This is a genomic window from Capilliphycus salinus ALCB114379 (assembly GCF_047276495.1).
GTDB classification, from domain to species: domain Bacteria; phylum Cyanobacteriota; class Cyanobacteriia; order Cyanobacteriales; family Microcoleaceae; genus Capilliphycus; species Capilliphycus salinus.
Genome location: NZ_CP178543.1, coordinates 6950571 through 6969359, shown reverse-complemented (window position 1 = coordinate 6969359; position 18789 = coordinate 6950571). Strand labels below are relative to the sequence as shown.

At 43.8% G+C, this 18789-nt stretch carries 13 protein-coding genes; 5 read left to right on the top strand and 8 right to left on the bottom strand.

Going from position 1 to position 18789, the window contains the following annotated elements:
- Nucleotides 1-236: 236 nt before the first annotated feature.
- Nucleotides 237-1994: a SulP family inorganic anion transporter gene (locus ACL6C3_RS28275; protein ID WP_413163176.1), complete on the bottom strand. Its 1758-nt coding sequence runs from the start codon at nucleotides 1992-1994 to the stop codon at nucleotides 237-239.
- 178 nt (nucleotides 1995-2172) lie between these two features.
- Between ACL6C3_RS28275 and ACL6C3_RS28270 the strand changes: the two genes are divergently transcribed.
- Nucleotides 2173-3090, top strand: coding sequence for a LysR substrate-binding domain-containing protein (locus ACL6C3_RS28270; protein ID WP_413163174.1), 918 nt, complete (start codon nucleotides 2173-2175; stop codon nucleotides 3088-3090).
- A gap of 230 nt (nucleotides 3091-3320) precedes the next feature.
- Here ACL6C3_RS28270 and rnc read toward each other — a convergent pair whose 3' ends face one another.
- From rnc to ACL6C3_RS28250, 4 genes are all read right to left on the bottom strand, one after another.
- A complete protein-coding gene (gene rnc, locus ACL6C3_RS28265) occupies nucleotides 3321-4010 on the bottom strand; it encodes a ribonuclease III (protein ID WP_413163171.1) in 690 nt (229 codons plus the stop codon).
- 143 nt (nucleotides 4011-4153) lie between these two features.
- Nucleotides 4154-4921, bottom strand: a complete 768-nt coding sequence (locus ACL6C3_RS28260; RefSeq protein WP_413163170.1) for an NYN domain-containing protein — start codon at nucleotides 4919-4921, stop codon at nucleotides 4154-4156.
- 547 nt (nucleotides 4922-5468) lie between these two features.
- Complete coding sequence (locus ACL6C3_RS28255) at nucleotides 5469-5876, bottom strand: thiol-disulfide oxidoreductase DCC family protein (RefSeq protein WP_413163169.1); 408 nt, start codon at nucleotides 5874-5876, stop codon at nucleotides 5469-5471.
- 97 nt (nucleotides 5877-5973) lie between these two features.
- Nucleotides 5974-6792 (bottom strand): PHP domain-containing protein, encoded by an 819-nt coding sequence (locus ACL6C3_RS28250; RefSeq protein ID WP_413163166.1) that lies wholly within the window; start codon nucleotides 6790-6792, stop codon nucleotides 5974-5976.
- A 389-nt stretch (nucleotides 6793-7181) separates the two neighbouring features.
- Here ACL6C3_RS28250 and dndE point away from each other — a divergent pair, with 389 nt between their 5' ends.
- Together dndE and ACL6C3_RS28240 are read left to right on the top strand one after the other, a co-directional pair.
- Nucleotides 7182-7571 (top strand): DNA sulfur modification protein DndE, encoded by a 390-nt coding sequence (dndE, locus tag ACL6C3_RS28245; RefSeq protein WP_413163163.1) that lies wholly within the window; start codon nucleotides 7182-7184, stop codon nucleotides 7569-7571.
- Nucleotides 7572-7684: 113 nt separating this feature from the next.
- On the top strand, nucleotides 7685-8116 hold the full coding sequence (locus ACL6C3_RS28240; RefSeq protein WP_413163162.1) for a late competence development ComFB family protein: 432 nt from the start codon (nucleotides 7685-7687) through the stop codon (nucleotides 8114-8116).
- On the opposite strand, the gene thiD is transcribed toward ACL6C3_RS28240, so the two are convergent.
- The 3 genes from thiD to ACL6C3_RS28225 all read right to left on the bottom strand — a co-directional run bounded on the left by thiD (nucleotide 8113) and on the right by ACL6C3_RS28225 (nucleotide 11316).
- Entirely contained in the window at nucleotides 8113-8976 is an 864-nt protein-coding gene (gene thiD, locus ACL6C3_RS28235) for a bifunctional hydroxymethylpyrimidine kinase/phosphomethylpyrimidine kinase (protein ID WP_413163160.1), read from the bottom strand. The genes ACL6C3_RS28240 and thiD overlap by 4 nt on opposite strands.
- A gap of 32 nt (nucleotides 8977-9008) precedes the next feature.
- Nucleotides 9009-10298: a cell division protein FtsZ gene (gene ftsZ, locus ACL6C3_RS28230; protein ID WP_413163157.1), complete on the bottom strand. Its 1290-nt coding sequence runs from the start codon at nucleotides 10296-10298 to the stop codon at nucleotides 9009-9011.
- Nucleotides 10299-10503: 205 nt separating this feature from the next.
- On the bottom strand, nucleotides 10504-11316 hold the full coding sequence (locus ACL6C3_RS28225) for a cell division protein FtsQ/DivIB (protein ID WP_413163155.1): 813 nt from the start codon (nucleotides 11314-11316) through the stop codon (nucleotides 10504-10506).
- A 337-nt stretch (nucleotides 11317-11653) separates the two neighbouring features.
- On the opposite strand from ACL6C3_RS28225, the gene ACL6C3_RS28220 reads away from it, so the two are divergent.
- Together ACL6C3_RS28220 and ACL6C3_RS28215 are read left to right on the top strand one after the other, a co-directional pair.
- Nucleotides 11654-12934, top strand: a complete 1281-nt coding sequence (locus ACL6C3_RS28220) for an ATP-binding protein (RefSeq protein ID WP_413163154.1) — start codon at nucleotides 11654-11656, stop codon at nucleotides 12932-12934.
- A gap of 405 nt (nucleotides 12935-13339) precedes the next feature.
- Complete coding sequence (locus ACL6C3_RS28215; RefSeq protein ID WP_413163153.1) at nucleotides 13340-18691, top strand: eIF2A-related protein; 5352 nt, start codon at nucleotides 13340-13342, stop codon at nucleotides 18689-18691.
- The last annotated feature ends 98 nt before the right edge of the window (nucleotides 18692-18789 follow it).

Here is an 18789-nt window from a genome sequence, read left to right as displayed (position 1 = left end):
TTTATTAGAAGCAAATATTGATCGACCCGCCGTTAAAATAGCTTCTCACTTGTTAGTTGTGGAGATGATTGTAGATCAAAAAATTTTAAAAAGTTGGGGAGGCAGAAGCAGCTTAACCGTTTTAAGGTTTTGAAGAGAGTTCTGCCTTTCCCTGATTTGAGATCGGTCTCAAGATAATTAGGAAATAGCCCCGATAAGAGGGAGAATATTAGGAGTTACGAACCGGGGCTAGACAATCAAGATTTTTGCAGTCTAGGAGCATCACTAGGACTGACCGGATAGCTATTGACTTCTTCGGTGTCATAGCTTTCAGGTTGGATGACTTCACCGTTGATACTCGCTAAAGCACGCCGCAGAGCAACAACACGGGTTGCGACTCGATTTTCTTTGGGTAAACGGTCCAAAATATTGAAGCGTTGTAGACGAGTTTTAATTTGATGTTGGCTATTTTCAGCGCCGACAATGTAAACATCAATGGATTTATTGTAAGCAGTATCGATCATTTTTTCCAACGCCAGGGTTGCGGTAACACCCAACAGAGGAACGTGGTTTAAGTCGATAATGATCGCTTGATAGTTATCTAAAATCGCTTGACGTTGAGTAATTGCTTTTGATGCACCAAAGCTCATCGGGCCGCCGAGGTCGAGTAAGAGGATACGACCGTTGGCTTGTTTCATCAACTCTTTGGCTTCTTCATTGACAAGCACCTCATCGTTGGGGGTGTCAATGGCTTTAACCTGTTCGGCTTGGATATCGGCTAGACGTTTAATCGTGAGCATATTCGCCACAAATACCCCAACACCAACTGCTATAATTAAGTCATAGAAAACAGTGAGCAAGACCACACCATACATGATGGCGGCAGCTTTCCAAGAAAGTTTGTGAGCGCGTTTGAGGAATTTCCAGTCAATAATATCGATACCGACTTTCAGCGCAATACCTGCAAGAACCGCCATCGGAATGCTTTGGGTGAGGGGAGCGGCTACTAAGACGATCACTAATAAAATCAGAGCGCGAGTTAAACCGGAAACGGCTGTTGTAGCACCGCTTTGGATATTAACAACGGTTCCCATTGTTGCACCCGCACCGGGAAGACCGCCACAAATTCCAGAAATCAGGTTTCCAAGTCCTTGACCGAGAAGTTCTTTATCAGAATTATGTTGAGTTTGAGTTAAGCTATCGGCAATTACAGAAGTCAGCAGAGAGTCAATACAACCGAGCATTCCCAGAACCAAACCATCAATTAACATGGTGTTGATTTGTCCCAGGCTAAATACCGGCATATGTAATTGAGGTAAGCCCATCGGAATTGCACCGATGCGACGAATATCTGCATCACCGAAGAAGAATAGAGAAATCAGGGTTCCGATCACTAAAGCACTGAGTTGAGGCGGAACTACCTTCTTCAATTTGTTGGGAGTGAAGAAGATAATTGCAATGGCAATCACACCCAAGACAGTTTCTAGCGGATTGATACCGGCTATCAAGTTGGGAATATTTTGCAACGTTCCCACGACTCCACCTTTCGGGCTGGCTTGTCCGAGCATTGGACCGATCTGAAGAATGATCAGGATGATCCCGATACCGGACATAAACCCTGAAATTACGGTGTAGGGCATCAGGGTAATGTATTTACCCAATTTCAACACCCCAAACACGAATTGAAAAACCCCCGCCAGCATCACAACGGTGAAAGCCATTGCCATCCCGGTTTGTTCGTCGGGTGCCGCAGCCAGAGATTTAGCCACAACCGCCGTAAACACAACGGTCATCGGGCCTGTAGGTTCGGAAATTAAAGTTGGCGTACCTCCAAACAATGCGGCAAAGAAACCCACCAAAACAGCCCCCCAAAGGCCTGCGGCGGCTCCCGCACCGGAAGCGACCCCGAAGGCTAATGCCATTGGTAAGGCGATAACAGCGGCGGTGACTCCCCCAAATATGTCTCCTTGTAGATTTCTAAAATGTATTTTATTCGTAATCCTGGTTACTTGCATGGGTTTGTGAAATCTGAGTGAACGCTAAAATAGATACAGGTCTATCGAAATACTATCATTGATTGACTAATGTCTATGGTTAGCATACCATTAAAATCGAAATAGAACGCAACCCTTTTCATATTGCATTTACTTATAGCTAGCACCCCAACCCATATCTCATAGAAAGGAGGAGTTCTTGATCCAGGCAACCCTACATCAGTTACGAGTCTTTGAAGCTGTGGCTCGTCACGGTAGTTTTACTAAAGCGGCTGAGGAGTTGTATATCACTCAGCCAACAGTTTCCAGCCAAGTCAAGCAACTAACTCAGGCGGTTGGTCTTCCTTTGTTTGAACAAATTGGCAAGCAACTCTATCTCACGGAGGCGGGTCGGGAACTGTCCGATACTTGTCACTACATCTTCGAGCAACTCGAAAATTTTCAGATGAAAGTTGCTGACTTGAAAGGGATGAAGCAAGGACAACTTCGCCTCGCTGTGGTGACAACGGCTAAATATTTCGTTCCTCGGCTTCTGGGTTCGTTTTGCCAAAAGTATCCCGGTATTGATGTCTCGCTTCAGGTGAACAACCATCAGGAACTCATTCGGCGAATGCAAGAGAATCAAGATGATCTTTATATTCTCAGTCAACCTCCTGAGGATCTCGATCTCTGTGCAGAACCTTTTCTTGATAATCCTCTCGTTGTTGTTGCTCGACAAGATCATCCCCTCGCTAAACAGAAAAATATTTCCATCAAACAACTTCAAGGTGAAGCTTTTATCATGCGAGAACCGGGTTCTGGAACTCGACAAGCTGTTCAGCAGTTGCTTGAAAAACACAAGGTTAAGGTTAAGGTTCGTTTGGAACTTGGTAGCAATGAAGCCATCAAACACGCGATCGCAGGTGGCTTAGGTATTTCGGTTCTTTCCAAACATACTCTAGTTTTAGAGAGTTTATCGAGAGAATTGACGATTTTGGATATCCAACATTTTCCCATTCAGCGGCGCTGGTATGTTGTTTATCTCGGCGGAAAACATCTCTCTGTCGTCGCTCAGACCTTCCTAGAATATCTCATCCGAGAGTCTCAACCTACCGCCGAGTTAGCTTTGCGAGCTTAATTCAGTTTACAGGGAACAGTATTGTAGGGGCGGGTTCGGTCCAAATTTAGATTTTCCCATGCAAAACTTTTATAAACCCGTTCCTTTTCAGTTAACAGTTTACAGTTAACAGTGACCAGTCAAGAGTACCATGCTACTGATAACTGATAACTGATAACTGTACACTGCCTCTTTCCCCTTTTCCCCTTCCCCTTGCCTCTTGCAAGAAGCGCCTATTCCCTATTCCCTTTTCACACAATTCCCAATTTTTTTAAGGCTGCTTCTGCGGCTTTTTTTTGAGCGTCTTGTTTGCGGCGCCCTTTTCCGATACCATAGACTTGATCTTTAACCCGCACTTCCGCAACAAATTCTTTGGCATGATCGGGGCCGGATTGATCGATAATAAAGTATTTCGGGTTTTCTCCCACTTCTGCTAACGCCCACTGCTGAAATCGATTTTTTGAGTCGATTAAATGTTCGGTGTTTTTTTCTTGGGAATGCAGCCCGACAATTTCCATTGCTACTTGAGTAAACAGAGGGATAATAAATTCTCTAACTTTTTCTATTCCCGCTTCCAAATAGTACGCTCCAATATAGGCTTCAAATGTATCGCTCAGTAATGCCGGGTTTTGGTATCCTGCATCTCTTATTGCTCCTTTTCCCAGTCGCATGATTTCACCCATTCCCAATTTTGCCGCAAATTTTCCCAGTTGTTTTTCATCGACTAATGCGGCTCTTAAACGGGTCATTTGGGCTTCGCTTAGTTCTTCCCCATTATAATTATACAGTAATTCACCTACTAAAAACCCTAAGACTGCATCTCCTAAAAATTCTAAGCGCTCGTTATCTTTTCCTTCTCCTGGATGTTCGTTAACGTAGGAACGATGGGTTAACGCCCTCAACCTCAGTTTTTCATCTTGAATTCTTGGAAGTTTATCCATTTTTTAGATCTTCTTATATCTAAAGAGTTTAAATCAAAAATAATTTTTGTCTATCCTCACTTTGGTTAGTTTATCATCAGATGATGATTCTCTGCAACCCGGTGAGGATTATTAACACAACTAATGCGTTGAGAGGATTAATTCTATTTCATATCCCGAATCAAAATGATCTCCTGGTTGACTTTTTTAATAATTCCTTTTTGAATCAGTGTTTCCAGGAATTTATTAAACTTGGAAAAACTTGTTCCATCTGGTTTGCGGATCGATGCAACATTTTTATAGTTCGGAAAATTGGGATTATCGTGCATTAATTTTCCCAGATAACCTATTGTAGCAGATTTTTGGCTCTTGACAGCAGTTTTGATTGCTTGCATTAAACATTTTACCGCTTCTTCATAACAAATGTAACCTTCTGTTTGCAGCGTTTGAGAATCCAATTTTTTCACCAGCTTAGGAAGTTCATCTATATAATGAAATTCATCAAATGCTTTCGGGTTTAAAGTCTTACAATGACTTCCCTTTCGTGCAAATACAATTAATTTTCGGTTTTCTTGTCTGAGGTTTTGCTGTACAATCTGACTGTAACTATCTCCCGTTACTAATATGATTATATCTGGGTAAGTATTAGTTTTTGTGGGCTGAAAACAGTCTATTACAATTTGAAAATCAACCGCATTTTTGATTTTACTTTTATTTTTGATCTGGATACACTCAAAGCCTTTCTGTTCGAGATAACTTTTATGACTTTCATTCCAGTTACAACTGTAAGCTTTCAAAGTAAAAATATTTCCTATAAAGCTAGCAATTTTCAACAAATCAGATGCTATTTCAAATTGAGATACATTTTCGTAATCCCAAAAAATAGCGACCAAATTCTGTAATTGTTTAGATTGACTTTTTTGAGTTTTCATTATTTGTGAACTCCGGTGATATTTTTTTGTTAACTCACCTCGCACTAACGGAGTATTCTGTTATGAACTTCTCGAATCTTAATTACTTCTTTGCACCTAAAAAACAAAATAGAAGCAATTATCAACATTAGTCTAAACTAACGTTATCTACATTCAGATACAGCATTTATACGAGAAATTGATCGCGATAGTATTACCAAGATAGTTACTAGCTATCTCTTTCAATTTGTGGTTTTTAAAAACTCCTCTGAAAATGCTATCACTTTGTTTTGAGAAGTTCACAGCGAGAACACTTCACACCAAGTTGCTAATTCAGCCCTGGAGTAAGCCAATGTCTCACAACCCGCATATCTATCTGTGTAAGTGGATATATACACAGAGGTAATAACGCCAAATAAGAACTTGAGATATTCTTAGCTGACGCAACCACCTAAATACACAGATACACTTGTACAGATGTATATGCGAATGGTGAGACAGCAGCCCACAATTAGTGTTAGGTGCTGTTGAATATTACTATACTCGGAAATTAGCGATCGCGCAAGCCCTAATTTTGTTGACAACTCTCACAACTGGAGTAAGCTGAATTGTAGGTGCTAGAACGCTGACCAAACCACTGATAACGGTTATCGCGGACTTGTTCATAAATGCGATCTCCCGCCCATTTTAACCCCGGTAAAGCGCGATAGGCGCCCACAAATAGATCGCCGGCCGGTAATAAATTCCCAATTTCTTCGGCTGCATCGCTCCCTTGCCAACGACGCTGAGGGTTGTTACCATCGATTAAAATCATCCCCTGTTCGCAGTCGGTTGATGTAACGCCAAAGCGGTTTAGTTCAGTTTGGTTTTGCATGGGGATATATTGAAACTGCTGACCTTGATCTAAGTTTTCTAGAAGCTGTACTAAGGTCACACACAAATTACAGTTTCCGTCATAAATTACATGATAAGTCATGGTCGAAAGGTTTTTTCAAGTTAACGTTTTTATTTTTACATATTTTTCGGAGAGGTTGAGTTGAGTTCCCGAGAAACAATGATTAAAACTCTCAAAATCAGCGAGTTCGTTCTCTTTTCGATTTAACTTGTTTTATAGACTCCAATAACTCCAGCGGTAAATGAAGTTGATTGAGACTAATATCAGAATTTGGGCTGTGAAAATCACTTCCTCCGGTTTTTAATAACCCATAATGATCGCACAAAGATTCTAAGTGCTTAATTTGTTTTGATGTATGACTGGGATGATAAACTTCAACACCCAATAAACCGGCAGAAACCAGATCTTTTAACACCGCTTCCACTTCGCCCCCTCGAAACAAATAAGGATGCGCCCAAACGGGAATTCCATCACAATTAAGTAAGAGTTGAATCCCTTCTTCTGCGGAAAATTTTTCATATTGAACAAAAGCAGGTTGATCATCTCCCAACCATTTTTCAAAGGCTTCTTGAGAAGATTGAACGTAACCAGCTTTCACCAAAGCCCTAGCAATATGAGGGCGAGAAGCTGCTATTCCTTCACCCATTTGAGGAAGTTCAACCGGATAACCCAACTCGGCGAGTTTATTAACAATTTGTTGGGCGCGTCTTTTGCGTCCTTCTAAACGTTCATTGAGGGGATAATAGAGTTTATTTTTATTGGGGTAAAATCCCAAAATATGTAAAGAACGTTCGTTATAAACCGTAGACAATTCTACTCCGGGAACAATTTCGAGATCCAGGTCGGCTGCGGCACTAAAAGCTTCTTCCCAACCAGAAAGGGTATCGTGATCGGTGATGGCGATCGCTTTAACACCAGTTTGAATCGCCAAAGCGATCAGTTGGCTGGGAGCCAGTGTACCATCGGAGTAGGTAGTATGACAATGGAGTTCTAACATGAATTTGGGAGAGCGAAGATTTTTAATACACTGATTTTTCTTAGTTTAGAGAAAAAATCCGATGGGCGAACTTGACCCTTTGATGGCTTTGTTTTATGATAGCTTCAGTTGAGCTACATGAAGAACTCCGTAATTTTTCGGAGTTGAATCAACTTTGTTTCTACCATCTGGGTGTTCACCATTGAAAACCATCAGGGGGTCGGTATAACTTTTCACGGTTTTTTCACAATTCTGGTGAAAGCAGTCAAGGTTTAATGGTTCTGTATTACCGATCAAGTCAAAAATGATGCCTCAAAATACCGAGAAAACACTTATAGTTGTATAATGGGGATGGAACAGGCTAAATTCATTCTTTGAACTGTTCGGATTGTGACTGGTTGTAATCAACTATGGAGCCGCCCGTTGATCGAATTCGTCTATCTCCTTTGGCTAAAGAGCAGCTTGTGCAGCTAAAGCGAACAACGGGGATAGAGCAATGGAACATTTTGTGTCGCTGGGCTTTTTGCCTTTCACTGGCTGAGTTAACAGCACCGTCGGCTGTTCCGTTGTCCGCAGAAAGTGGCATTGAAATGACTTGGCGGGTGTTTAGCGGCGAATTGTCTGGCTTATTTCTGATCGCTTTGAAGCACAGATGTTGGCGGGAAGGATTGGCAACAGATAGACAAACCCTAGCCGAGCAACTTCGCCTTCATCTGCATCGAGGAATTGGTTATTTAGCCGGAGATCACCAGGTGGATAACATAGAGGATTTGATCAACATCAGTCTCTCGTCAATGTAGCTATTGTGTCGTTTCTAAATTATTAGAGGCTCTACAGTTAATTGGTTTGTAATTTCTAACTACCCACAAATTCGATCTATTCACTTAATACACAAAGGTTTTCGGTGACAACTATGTCAGGGAAGCAACGCAGAAAGTACCACAATATCATGGAAGACTTGGTGGCTGAGGAAGTTAGAACTCAAATGGCTCTTCTTTCTCCTCGCTTAACCCAGTATATCCAGCGAACAGAGGTAGAAACCTTCGCCCTCAACCGCCTACCCACGTTATACGCCTCCAGCCAGGAAGGTTGGCTACATCAGGTCAAACGCGCCCGCGACGAATATCAGGTTAAGATCAAAACGGCAGTTCGTCAAGCCCTAGCTGCGGTACAACGCGATCCTTTACGAAGTTCAACTCCTCTGTTTCCCGACAAAGAAGAAGCTCTCTCAGAGGCTTCTACTCGCACGAACCCCCCTGAAGTAGAAACCTCAAAGGAGTTACCTCAGCATCCATTTTACTGGCAACAAAAACTATCTCGCTCTAGCCGCAGAGCCACTCGCTAAATGGACTCCGTTTGAGAAACGGAACGGGACAAACAGGGGCTTGTTGGGGACAGAAGCGGAAAAAAATGTCCGACAGGCCCTTGACCCCGACCAATCGCCAGGGAAAACTGGAGGGCTTGAGTTACATAAGCCTTAGCCTGTTGAATGGCGCTCAACAAGTCTTCTCCCCGAGCCAAATTAGCGGCGATCGCCGCCGAAAGCGTGCAGCCGGTACCGTGAGTATGGGGTGTATCGATCATTTCACTGTGCAAGGTTTGAACCTCGTGGCCATCAAACCAGACATCTGTTCCCCGACAAGACGGTTGCAAACCTCCCCCTTTGACCAAAACGGCTTTTATTCCAAGTTGATCGTAAATTTGTTGAGCGGCGCTACACATCTGATCGACCGTCTCTATTTTTAGCCCGCTCAGAATCTCCGCCTCGTAGCGATTCGGTGTAATCACAGTAGCACGGGGAAATAAACGCGATCGTAAAGTCATAATCGCCCGATCGTCAATCAATTGCGCTCCCGTCCGGGAAACCATCACCGGATCGACCACCAACGGTTGCAAATCCCATCGTTCCACCTCACGCGCCACCTGCTCAATAATCTCAGCATTGAGCAACATTCCGGTTTTGGTGGCTTGTACCCCAATATCTTCAACCACCGCTGAAATTTGCTCGCCCACGGCTTCGGGTGAGAGGGCATCGACTCGGTTCACGCCCAAAGTATTTTGAGCCGTAACGCAAGTTAAAGCGCTGGTTCCGTGAACGCAGTGAAAGGCAAAGGTTCGTAAATCGGCCTGAATGCCGGCTCCCCCGCCGCTGTCCGATCCGGCTATTGTCAGAGCCACCGGAATCAAAGGTTTTGAATCAACCATACTCCCAACTTCCACCTCAACCTTTGTTTACTCTAACGTCGAGGACGGCGCTGGCGGAGAAAATCGGGAATATCCAGCCCGGGCTGTTGGGGCTGCTGTTCTGCGGGGGGTTTTGGCTGCTCCTGAGTGCGGGTCGGCGGCGGGGGAGCATTTCGGGGTAACGGCGCCGCTTCTCGGTTGCTCGGAACGCTTTGCTGTTTTTCGCTCGAAAATCCGGTGGCGATCACGGTAATTTTCACTTCTCCCTGCAAGCGCTCGTCAATCACCGCCCCAAAGATAATATTGGCATTGGGATCGACCACTTCATAAATCGTTTCCGCCGCCGCGTTCACTTCGTGCAGGGTCAAGTCCGTTCCGCCGGTAATATTAAAGACAACCCCTTTCGCCCCATCAATCGATGATTCCAGTAATGGAGAGGAAATCGCGGCGATCGCGGCTTCACGGGCCCTCGATTTGCCCGATCCCAGGCCAATTCCGAGCAGCGCCGAACCCGCATCGGCCATCACCGCCCGGACGTCTGCAAAGTCCACATTCACCAAGCCGGGAATCGTAATAATATCGGAGATCCCCTGTACACCCTGGCGCAACACATCATCGGCATAGCGAAAGGCTTCTTGAACGGGGGTTTGTTCGTTAATCACCGATAACAGTTTATTATTGGGGATAATAATCAACGTATCTACCCGACTTTGTAAAGCCGCTACCCCTTCATCGGCTTGAGAAATGCGCCGTCGTCCTTCAAAAGTAAATGGCCGGGTCACTACGCCCACTGTTAAGGCACCGACTTCTTTGGCCACTTCCGCCACCACCGGAGCGCCGCCGGTTCCGGTTCCGCCTCCCAAACCTGCGGTAATAAACACCAAATCCGCCCCTTCTAAAGCGTGGGCGATCTCGTCTCTCGATTCTTCTGCGGCTTTTTGTCCGATCGCCGGATTTCCACCCGCTCCCAGTCCTCGGGTTAGCTTTTGTCCGACTTGTAAACGTTTCAGGGCTTTCGACTGAGCTAAGGCTTGGGCATCTGTATTGACAGCCCAAAATTCTACACCCGATACTTCGCTCTCAATCATGCGATTGATCGCATTTCCTCCACTGCCCCCGACTCCAATGACTTTAATCTTCGCCGCGTTACTTGGTATAATATCGGTATTCCAGGACTCTTCGTGAGGCATAGAATTATTAGTTTCGCTATTGGGGTTTACCATACGCTCGTTTTTGCGGAATGGATTGGCTGCTTCTGCGGCTAACCAGAGATTTCCCTTCTGATCGGAAGGCTCATTATTATTATTTCTTTGGGTAGACCCCAGGTTAATCTTAGGATTCATTTTAATCGATAGGGGTAATGAATAACGTTTCCATAAAGGACGAAACTCAAATTCAACTATAGGGTAAGTTGCGATCTAAACCAAGAGTAATTTTGAAAGCAATGGCTTGACCCAACGGACTTTCACGGCACAGATGGCAAGTACAACAGATCGATCGAGGAGCTTAACCCGGTTGAGTCGCGATCGTGGCAACAATAGCAAAGTTTTAAGGTTCTGGCAACATCTGAATCACAGGATTGGCGGGGTTCTGTAAATCAATGTAGTCCACCAAGGCTAAATCCACTTGTTCGGGTAAGTTTCTCATTTGATCTAACACGCGAAGCTGTTGAGCAAATTGGGGACTAAAGGCGCCGAGATGCACCACTCCGATTTCGGTGGTAATCATCAAATTTGCCGGATTTTGCCAGTTGATCTCATAAACCACCACTGGAGATCGACTTAAGACTTCGTACATTTGCGTCCAATGGGGACGATACTGCTCGGGATTGCCAATCACTTTTAGGCTCGGCAACTGTCGAGATCTTTCTAATTTAGCATAGCTTTCTAGGGGAATCCAACCCCCGTTGGCGTCGAGCCACCCCACTTGCGCCGCATCGGAACGTCGGGTTAAGGTCGGACTCGGTTGGGCGATCGCCACCGGACGACGCTCTTGGATTTTAATGGTTAAGCGGGGGGGAAACAACTGTCGGCTGACGCTCGCCTCGGCTATTTGACCTTGGGATTCTAAGGTTTCTGCCAAGTCTTGGGGTTGAATTTCCCACAGCGATTGAGGATAGGATAATGGCAGTAGGGCGCGAATGCGTCGGTCTGAAAGTAATTGATTTCCTTCGACTGTAACTTGTTCCGGTTGATTAATCAACCAGATGGGTTGGTTAATTACCCAAAAGACTCCCCCGGTTAAACCGCTAACGGCTAAAGCTTGCCACAGGACTTGTACCAGGCGCAAACGGCGTTGACGGCGCAGTTGTTGGCGCCGAGATCCGAGTTCGTGAGAAGAAACAGATACAATATTTGTCATAAGTCCCTCTTGTCGCTACTGTTGTGACCGATCAAAATCATGGGTTTTGCTTGAAAAAAAATTGGGGATCAATTGTTATCGGTTAAGCTCGATCCCGATTGACACTGAGATTGCACACGACTGAGGATAGGCGAATGGCTAAGAGTACCGATGGGTTAATCCCTTGACTGTTATCATTCAGTCTGTCGGACTCTCCTGTTTGCTGTAAGTCTACACCCCAGGAGCCAAGTGTCATTCTATACTTTGAGTAAAGAATTGTCACAAAAGAGAGTCCGCTGTGGTGAGCTTAGATTTGATCCAATTTTACAAAGCCTGCAATCCGAGTAAAACTATTGACATGGCAAATCCTGAGGATCGGGAGTATTATATCGATTTTTCTTCGGTTCGGGGTAGCGATCTGGTTCGAGAACTGTGCCGCACCATTACGCTTCTGTCTGGGGATGAACCCACTTGCCAACTGTTTTCCGGACACATCGGTTGTGGCAAATCGACTGAACTGTTTCGACTCAAGGATACTTTAGAACAACTTGGATACCATGTCGTCTATTTTGAGTCTTCCCAAGATTTAGATATGGCAGATGTCGATATCAGTGATATTTTACTCGCGATCGCCCATCAAGTCAGTGAAAATCTCGAAGCCGCTCAAATTCGCATCAAAGCCGGATACTTTGCCAACCTATTTACCGAAATTTCTGACTTTTTACAAACTCCCCTAGAATTGTCTGGAGAAGCAGAACTTTCCGTCGGATTCGCCAAATTAACCGCTCGTACCAAAGACGCCCCCAAACTCCGCTCTCAACTCAGACAATATCTCGAACCGCGAGTCAGCAGTATTCTCGATGCTATTAATAAAGAACTCCTGGATCGGGCGAATACGGCGTTAAAAGCCAAAGGAAAAAAAGGCTTGGTTGTCATTATTGATAACCTCGATCGGGTGGATAATTCCCCAAAACCTTGGGGGCGAACTCAGCCAGAATATCTGTTTGTCGATCGCGGCGAACAACTTAAACGCCTCGATTGTCATGTGGTTTATACCATTCCCCTAACTTTAATGTTTTCTAACGATTATGGCCGGTTGTCCAGTCGATTTGGCGTCAAACCGAAAGTGCTTCCCATGATTCCGGTGAGAACCCGTCAAGGCGAAGATAATCCTCAGGGAATGGCGATGTTGCGAGAAATGGTTTTGGCTCGGGCTTTTCCTAAAATTGCGAGCGAACAACGGGCTGAATTAATTCCCACGTTATTTGATACTCCCGAAACTCTCGATCGCCTGTGTCGCATCAGTGGGGGTCATATGCGACGGTTATTAATGTTGATGTATAGCTGCTTGCAACAAGCCGATCCTCCTTTTACTCGCGATTGTTTGGAAAATGTGATTCGCGAATATCGAGATGATCTCCTCGGAGCCATTACCGAAGATGAATGGAAACTGTTGGTGCAAGTGGTTAATCATCAACACGTTCGCGGTGAGGAAGAATGTCAAACTTTGCTCAGAAGTATGTTTGTTTTTGAATATCGCGATCGTGAGGGGCGCTGGTTTGGAATCAATCCGGCTTTGGAGGAAACCCGACAATTTAAACAGGGGACTTTAGAGTTAAATCAATCTTTGGTTAGATAGTCTTTTAAATTGTTTTGGATAGGTGATTAGTTGACTTTATAACCATTCTGTAGTTTGTGCGATCGCCGGATAAACTAGGTATAAATGGGAAAAAAACCCCCACTATTGCCGTTAGTTGACAAAGTGGCTAACATTTCAATAAAATTTGATGTATGCGATCTTAAGCCTGAGTAGAATTGTCGGTCTATTCGGGCTTAGGATAAATTTGTTTGGCTAATTTGCAAAGAAAGATGAGACACTAATAGGAGAATATCGGAACTAGATTGTGTCTTTTCTCAGGGGGGAGCGCTCCGAAGAAGTTTAACCTCTTCTTCCTAATTCCCCCCTTTCTTTAGATTACCAATTCAAATAAACTGAAGAAAAAAAGAAAATTTTATTGCAGTGTGCATCTAAACTGCTGATCTAATGGATAATCTCTCTACCTCTCAAGACATCACCAGTCACAACGAACATTTTATGAGTCGCTTAGTGCGGTCAATTGCTCTATCTCAAGAACAATTTTCTTTGATATTAGTTCGCTGTAACTATGCTCGCCTCCAACTCAAACTGATCGGAGAATTGGAACAAAAGTCGCCTATTCCCATTCAAAAATTAATTTTACCCGAATCCGTTGAAACCCTTTATACAACGATATCTTTAGCGATTGAAAATCAACCGCCTGCGGCTTTAATGGTTTTGGGGTTAGAAAGTGTGACTTCTTTGGATCATTTACTCAATTCTACGAATCAAGTTCGAGATGAATTTCGCAAACATTTTCCTTTCCCTTTGATTTTGTGGATCACCGATGAAGTTGCAACTAAATTAATTCGATTGGCTCCCGATTTTAAAAGTTGGGCTGCGGCGACGTTGAAATTTGAGTTGGCAACCTGCGAACTAATTGAATATCTTAAACAGCAAGCAAATATTCTATTTTCTTTTGCAGAATTGAAGATAAAAGAAGGAGAACTTGTGAGTCAATATTCGCTTTCTTCGCTGCAATTTTGCCAAGATAATTATGATTTTTCTCCGGGTTCGCGGCGTCGGGGTGAACTGGAGTCTGCTTGGCGGGATTTAAAAAATCGGGGTTATCAGTTGGAACCGACGTTAGAAGCTTGTCGGGAGTTTATTTGGGGTTTGGATCGCGATCGCAACGATCAAAGCGATTTGGCTCGAATTCATTACCAAAAAAGTTTTCTGGCTTTGCTGCATGATGATAGGGATGAGGGAGGGGAAAAAACGAGGGGGAGTGGGGAGGAATTGAGCGAACCCGAGGGAAATATTAAAAACGGGGAAAAATCTATTATTAAATATCGGGGAATTGTGCTGTTTTATATTGCTCTAACTTACCGTTTACAAGCGGCTCGAAATCCGAGTTTGAGTGAAAGTTTGTTGGGGAAAGCTCAAGTGAGTTTAGAACAATGTCAGCAGGTTTTTGAACAAGCCAAACGTTCTGATTTGGTGGCGGGTGTGATGTCTTATCGGGGAGAATTGTTGCAACGTTTGCACAAATGGGATGAGTTACAAACCTTTGTCCAACGAATGCTAAAAATGCACCTGAGTTATGGTACACCCCGTCAATTGGCGAAAGATTATGGCTTTTTGGCTGAGGTTGCGCTACAACATTCTCAGTGGTCAAAAGCGCATAGATTGGCTCGATTGGCTTTAACCATTTTACCGAAATCCGAACCGGTTTCGAGTCGGAGTGTGTATCTGTTATTGTTGGCTCGCAGTAGCAAACATTTGGGAGAGTGGGAACGGGCGATCGAGGTTTTAGAACAGGCTCAAACGGGGACTGAGGTTGAATACGATCCTCAATTGTATATTAGTATTTTAGCAGAGTTGCGCTCGATTTACTATGAACAAGGTCAATATTTGCAAGCATTTAGAATTAAGAAAAAACAGCGAGAAACTGAGCATCAATACGGATTTAGAGCGTTTATTGGTGCCGATCAACTTCAGCCGACGAAACAGGTGATTAATCCGTCGAGTTTAAAGGTGGAAACGCCGATGATGATGGCGGAGGAAATTATGGCTTCTTGTCGGCGAAAAGATATTAATGAACTGCTGCAACGACTGGGGAGGGACGATCATAAGTTAATTGTAATTCACGGGCGATCGGGAGTGGGAAAAAGTTCTTTGGTAAATGCGGGGTTAGTTCCGGCTTTAAGAAATATGAGTTTGAGCGCCCGTCATGTTTTACCTGTGGTTGTTCGCAGTTATACTCACTGGTCTAAAGAGATAGAACAGGGTTTAGCAAAAGCGATTTTAGCCCAAGAAAATTTTCGTTCCAAGCAACAGATTGATTTGAAGAAAAATTGGCATAAAGTGTTAGCTCAAGCCGCAAATCGACCTTGGAAAATGGCTAAAGAACAGGCATTTACATTTATATTAAATCCCGATTGTTTTGTTTTGAAAAGTCTTTCTAGAAATACTGATAAAAATTTAATAACTGTTTTAATCTTCGACCAATTTGAAGAATTCTTTTTTGTGAATTCTAGATCGGAAGTTTGTGCATTCTCTCAGTTTATCAGAATTTGTTTGGATTTGCCCTTTGTCAAAATTATTTTATCGCTCAGAGAAGATTATCTTCACTACCTTTTAGAATGCGAAAACTTGGTCAAAATGGATGCAATTAATAATAATATTCTCGATAAAAAAAATCGTTATCACTTAAGAGATTTTTCTAAAACCGAAGCAAAAGCTGTAATTGAACGTTTAACTCAACGGGCTAAATTTGAACTAGAACCGGCTTTAATTGAGACTTTAGTTGAAGATTTAACCGACGAACAAGGGGAAGTTAGACCGATAGAATTACAAGTGGTTGGGGCGCAATTACAAGAAGAAGGCGAACAAGGAATTACCACACTCGCCCAGTATAAACAACTGGGAAAAAATCCCAAAGCCGAACTAATTAAACATTCAATTGAACAAGTAATTCAAGATTGTGGAAAAGAAAACGAAGATGCAGCCTGGGATGTTTTATTCGCGCTAACCGATGAAAAATTTACTCGACCTATCAAAACTCGTCGGGAATTAGTCGCCGCTATTCGTTCCAATTATAAGCTCGATCCCTTAGAAAATTCCGAAGAACCGGCATCCTTTATTGATGTTATTTTAGAATCCGGTTTATTATTGCGCCAACGAGAAAAACCCTGTGTTCGTATTACCTCAATACCCGAAAATCGCTATCAACTTTTGCACGATTATTTAGTCTTACCCATTCGTCAACGCTACGCCATCAAAGAACAACAACGCCGCACAGAAATTCATCAACGACTCCGCCAAGCCCAAGCCGCAAAAAAAGAAGCAGAAGCCGCATTACAAAAAATGAGTCAAAAGCAACTCATGGATCGCAACCGCCTGTTAAAACAATTATTAGGATTGGCAATTATTACCGCCATTGGACTCGGTTTCACCGCCAAAATAGCCTACAAACAAAAACAACTTGCCAACATTGCCACATTAACCGCAGCTTCCGATGCTTTGTATTTTTCCCATCAAAAATTTGATGCAATTATGGAAAGTCTAAGAGCAGCCAAACGCCTGAGTCAACTTAAACAACTGAGCCGATTGAATTTTGACCTAGAAAATATTGAAATTCAAATAGCAGCCACCCTACAACAAGCGGTTTATGGGATTCACGAACTCAACCGTTTAGAAGGACACAACGAAGTTGTTTGGGATGTTAGTTTTAGTCCAAATGGGAAAATGATTGCTTCGGGAAGTGTCGATAAAATGATTAAAGTTTGGACTCCCGAGGGCCGACTTTTACAGACTTTAAAAGGTCATCAAAAAAGTATTACCTCCGTTAGTTTTAGTCCCGACGGTCAAACAATCGCTTCTTCTTCTCAGGATAAAACCGTTAAACTATGGAAGTTGGCAAACGAGAGCAAAATTGTAGAAAATCCGATAACATTAAGCGGTCATACTGATATGGTTTCGAGCGTTTCCTTCTCGCCCGATGGTGAAATAATCGCTTCTGCGTCCGAAGACAAAACGGTAAAATTGTGGAATGGAAACGGGGAGTTAATCCGAACAATAACAACTCATCATTCCTCTTTAAATTGGGTGAGTTTTAGTCCGGAAGGTGAGGCGATCGCCACCGCAGGAAACGACGGAACCGCCCGAATATTTACCCTGACCGGTCAACGCATTGCTACCCTGCGTCATAGTAGTTCTAATCCGTCAAAAGTTTATACGGTTAGCTTTTCACCCGATGGAGAATTGATCGCAACAGTCGGTTCAGATCGGACGCTAAAATTATGGAGCCGTCAAGGTCGTTTATTAAAAATTTTACGCGGACACGAACAGCTAATTTATGGGGTTGAGTTTTCTCCCGACAGTCAAAAGATCGCCACAGCCAGTGCGGATAAAACGGTTAAACTTTGGAGTCGAGACGGAGAACTTTTAAAAACGTTTCAAGGACACGGAGATCAAGTTACAAATGTGAGTTTTTCACCCGATGGTAAGATTTTGGCATCTTCGAGTTATGACAAAAAGGTAAAATTGTGGCACATTGATGATATTCCTTTAAAAATATTACAAGGACATCGCGATCGCGTTTTAGCGGTTGGTTTTAGTCCCGATGGTCAAATTCTTGCTTCGGCATCTCAAGATCAAACGGTAAGATTGTGGAGTCGTGATGGGAGTTGGTTACAGACATTAACTGGTTATAAAGATCGGGTTTCTGCGATTAGTTTTAGTCCCGATGGTCAACTGTTAGCAACGGCGAGTTATGACAATACTGTGAAGTTGTGGCGCCTAGATGGTATTAACAGTCATCCGTTTTTTGAGGGAACAGGCAGTTATCAGTCACCAGTCACCCTCCGGGTTCGCAGTCGCTCCTTGATGGAAGCCACCAAGACCGCGCTGCGAACCAGTCACCCTCCGGGTTCGCAGTCGCTCCTTGATGGAAGCCACCAAGACCGCGCTGCGAACCCGTCACCAGTTATTAGAGTTGTCAGTAAACAGTTTCTCCCCATCTCCCTATCTCCCTATCTCCCCATCTCCCCACCTCCCCATCTCCCTATCTCCCCATCTTTGGTTTCGGAGGTGGAAACTTGGACGGCTCATAATGAGAGTGTGATGAGTGTGAGTTTTAGTCCAGATAGTGAGTTGATGGTTACGGGGAGTAAGGATAAAACGATTAAGCTTTGGACTTCAAAAGGTCGTTTGTTGCGGACTTTCAAGGGTCATCAGGGATGGGTGAATAGTGTTAGTTTTAGTCCCGATGGTCGAATGATAGTTTCGGCGAGTGATGATGGTACGGTTAAACTGTGGAATTTACGGGGAAAGCTGTTAAAAACGATTTCAGCCCACGAAGCTTATGTGTTGGGGGTGAGTTTTAGTCCGGATGGTCGAATGATCGCTTCTGCGGGGTACGACAATACGGTTAAACTGTGGAGTCGGGAGGGGGTGTTGTTGGAAACGCTGTTAAAGGGTTCGAGTGATAGTGTGACGAGTGTGGTTTTTAGTCCCGATGGTCAGTTGATCGCTTCGGCGAGTTATGACGGTTATGTGAGGTTGTGGAGTCGTCACAATGGGACTTTGCTAAAAACGTTACTGGGTCATCACGATAGTGTAATGAGTATTAGTTTTAGTCCCGATAGTAAGGTTTTAGCTTCGGCGAGTCGCGATCGCAAGGTGATTTTGTGGAATTTGGATCTTGATGATCTCACCCAACGGGCCTGTCAATGGGTGGGTAATTATCTCAAGTACAATCCCTACGTTAGCAATGAAGATCGCCGTTTGTGTCCGTTGACAGGAAGTAGGGAATAGGGGGAAGGGGAAAGGGGGAAGGGGAAAGGGGAAAGGGGGAAGGGGAAAGGTAAAAGGGGAAAGGTAAAAGGGGAAAGGTAAAAGGCAGTTATCAGTCG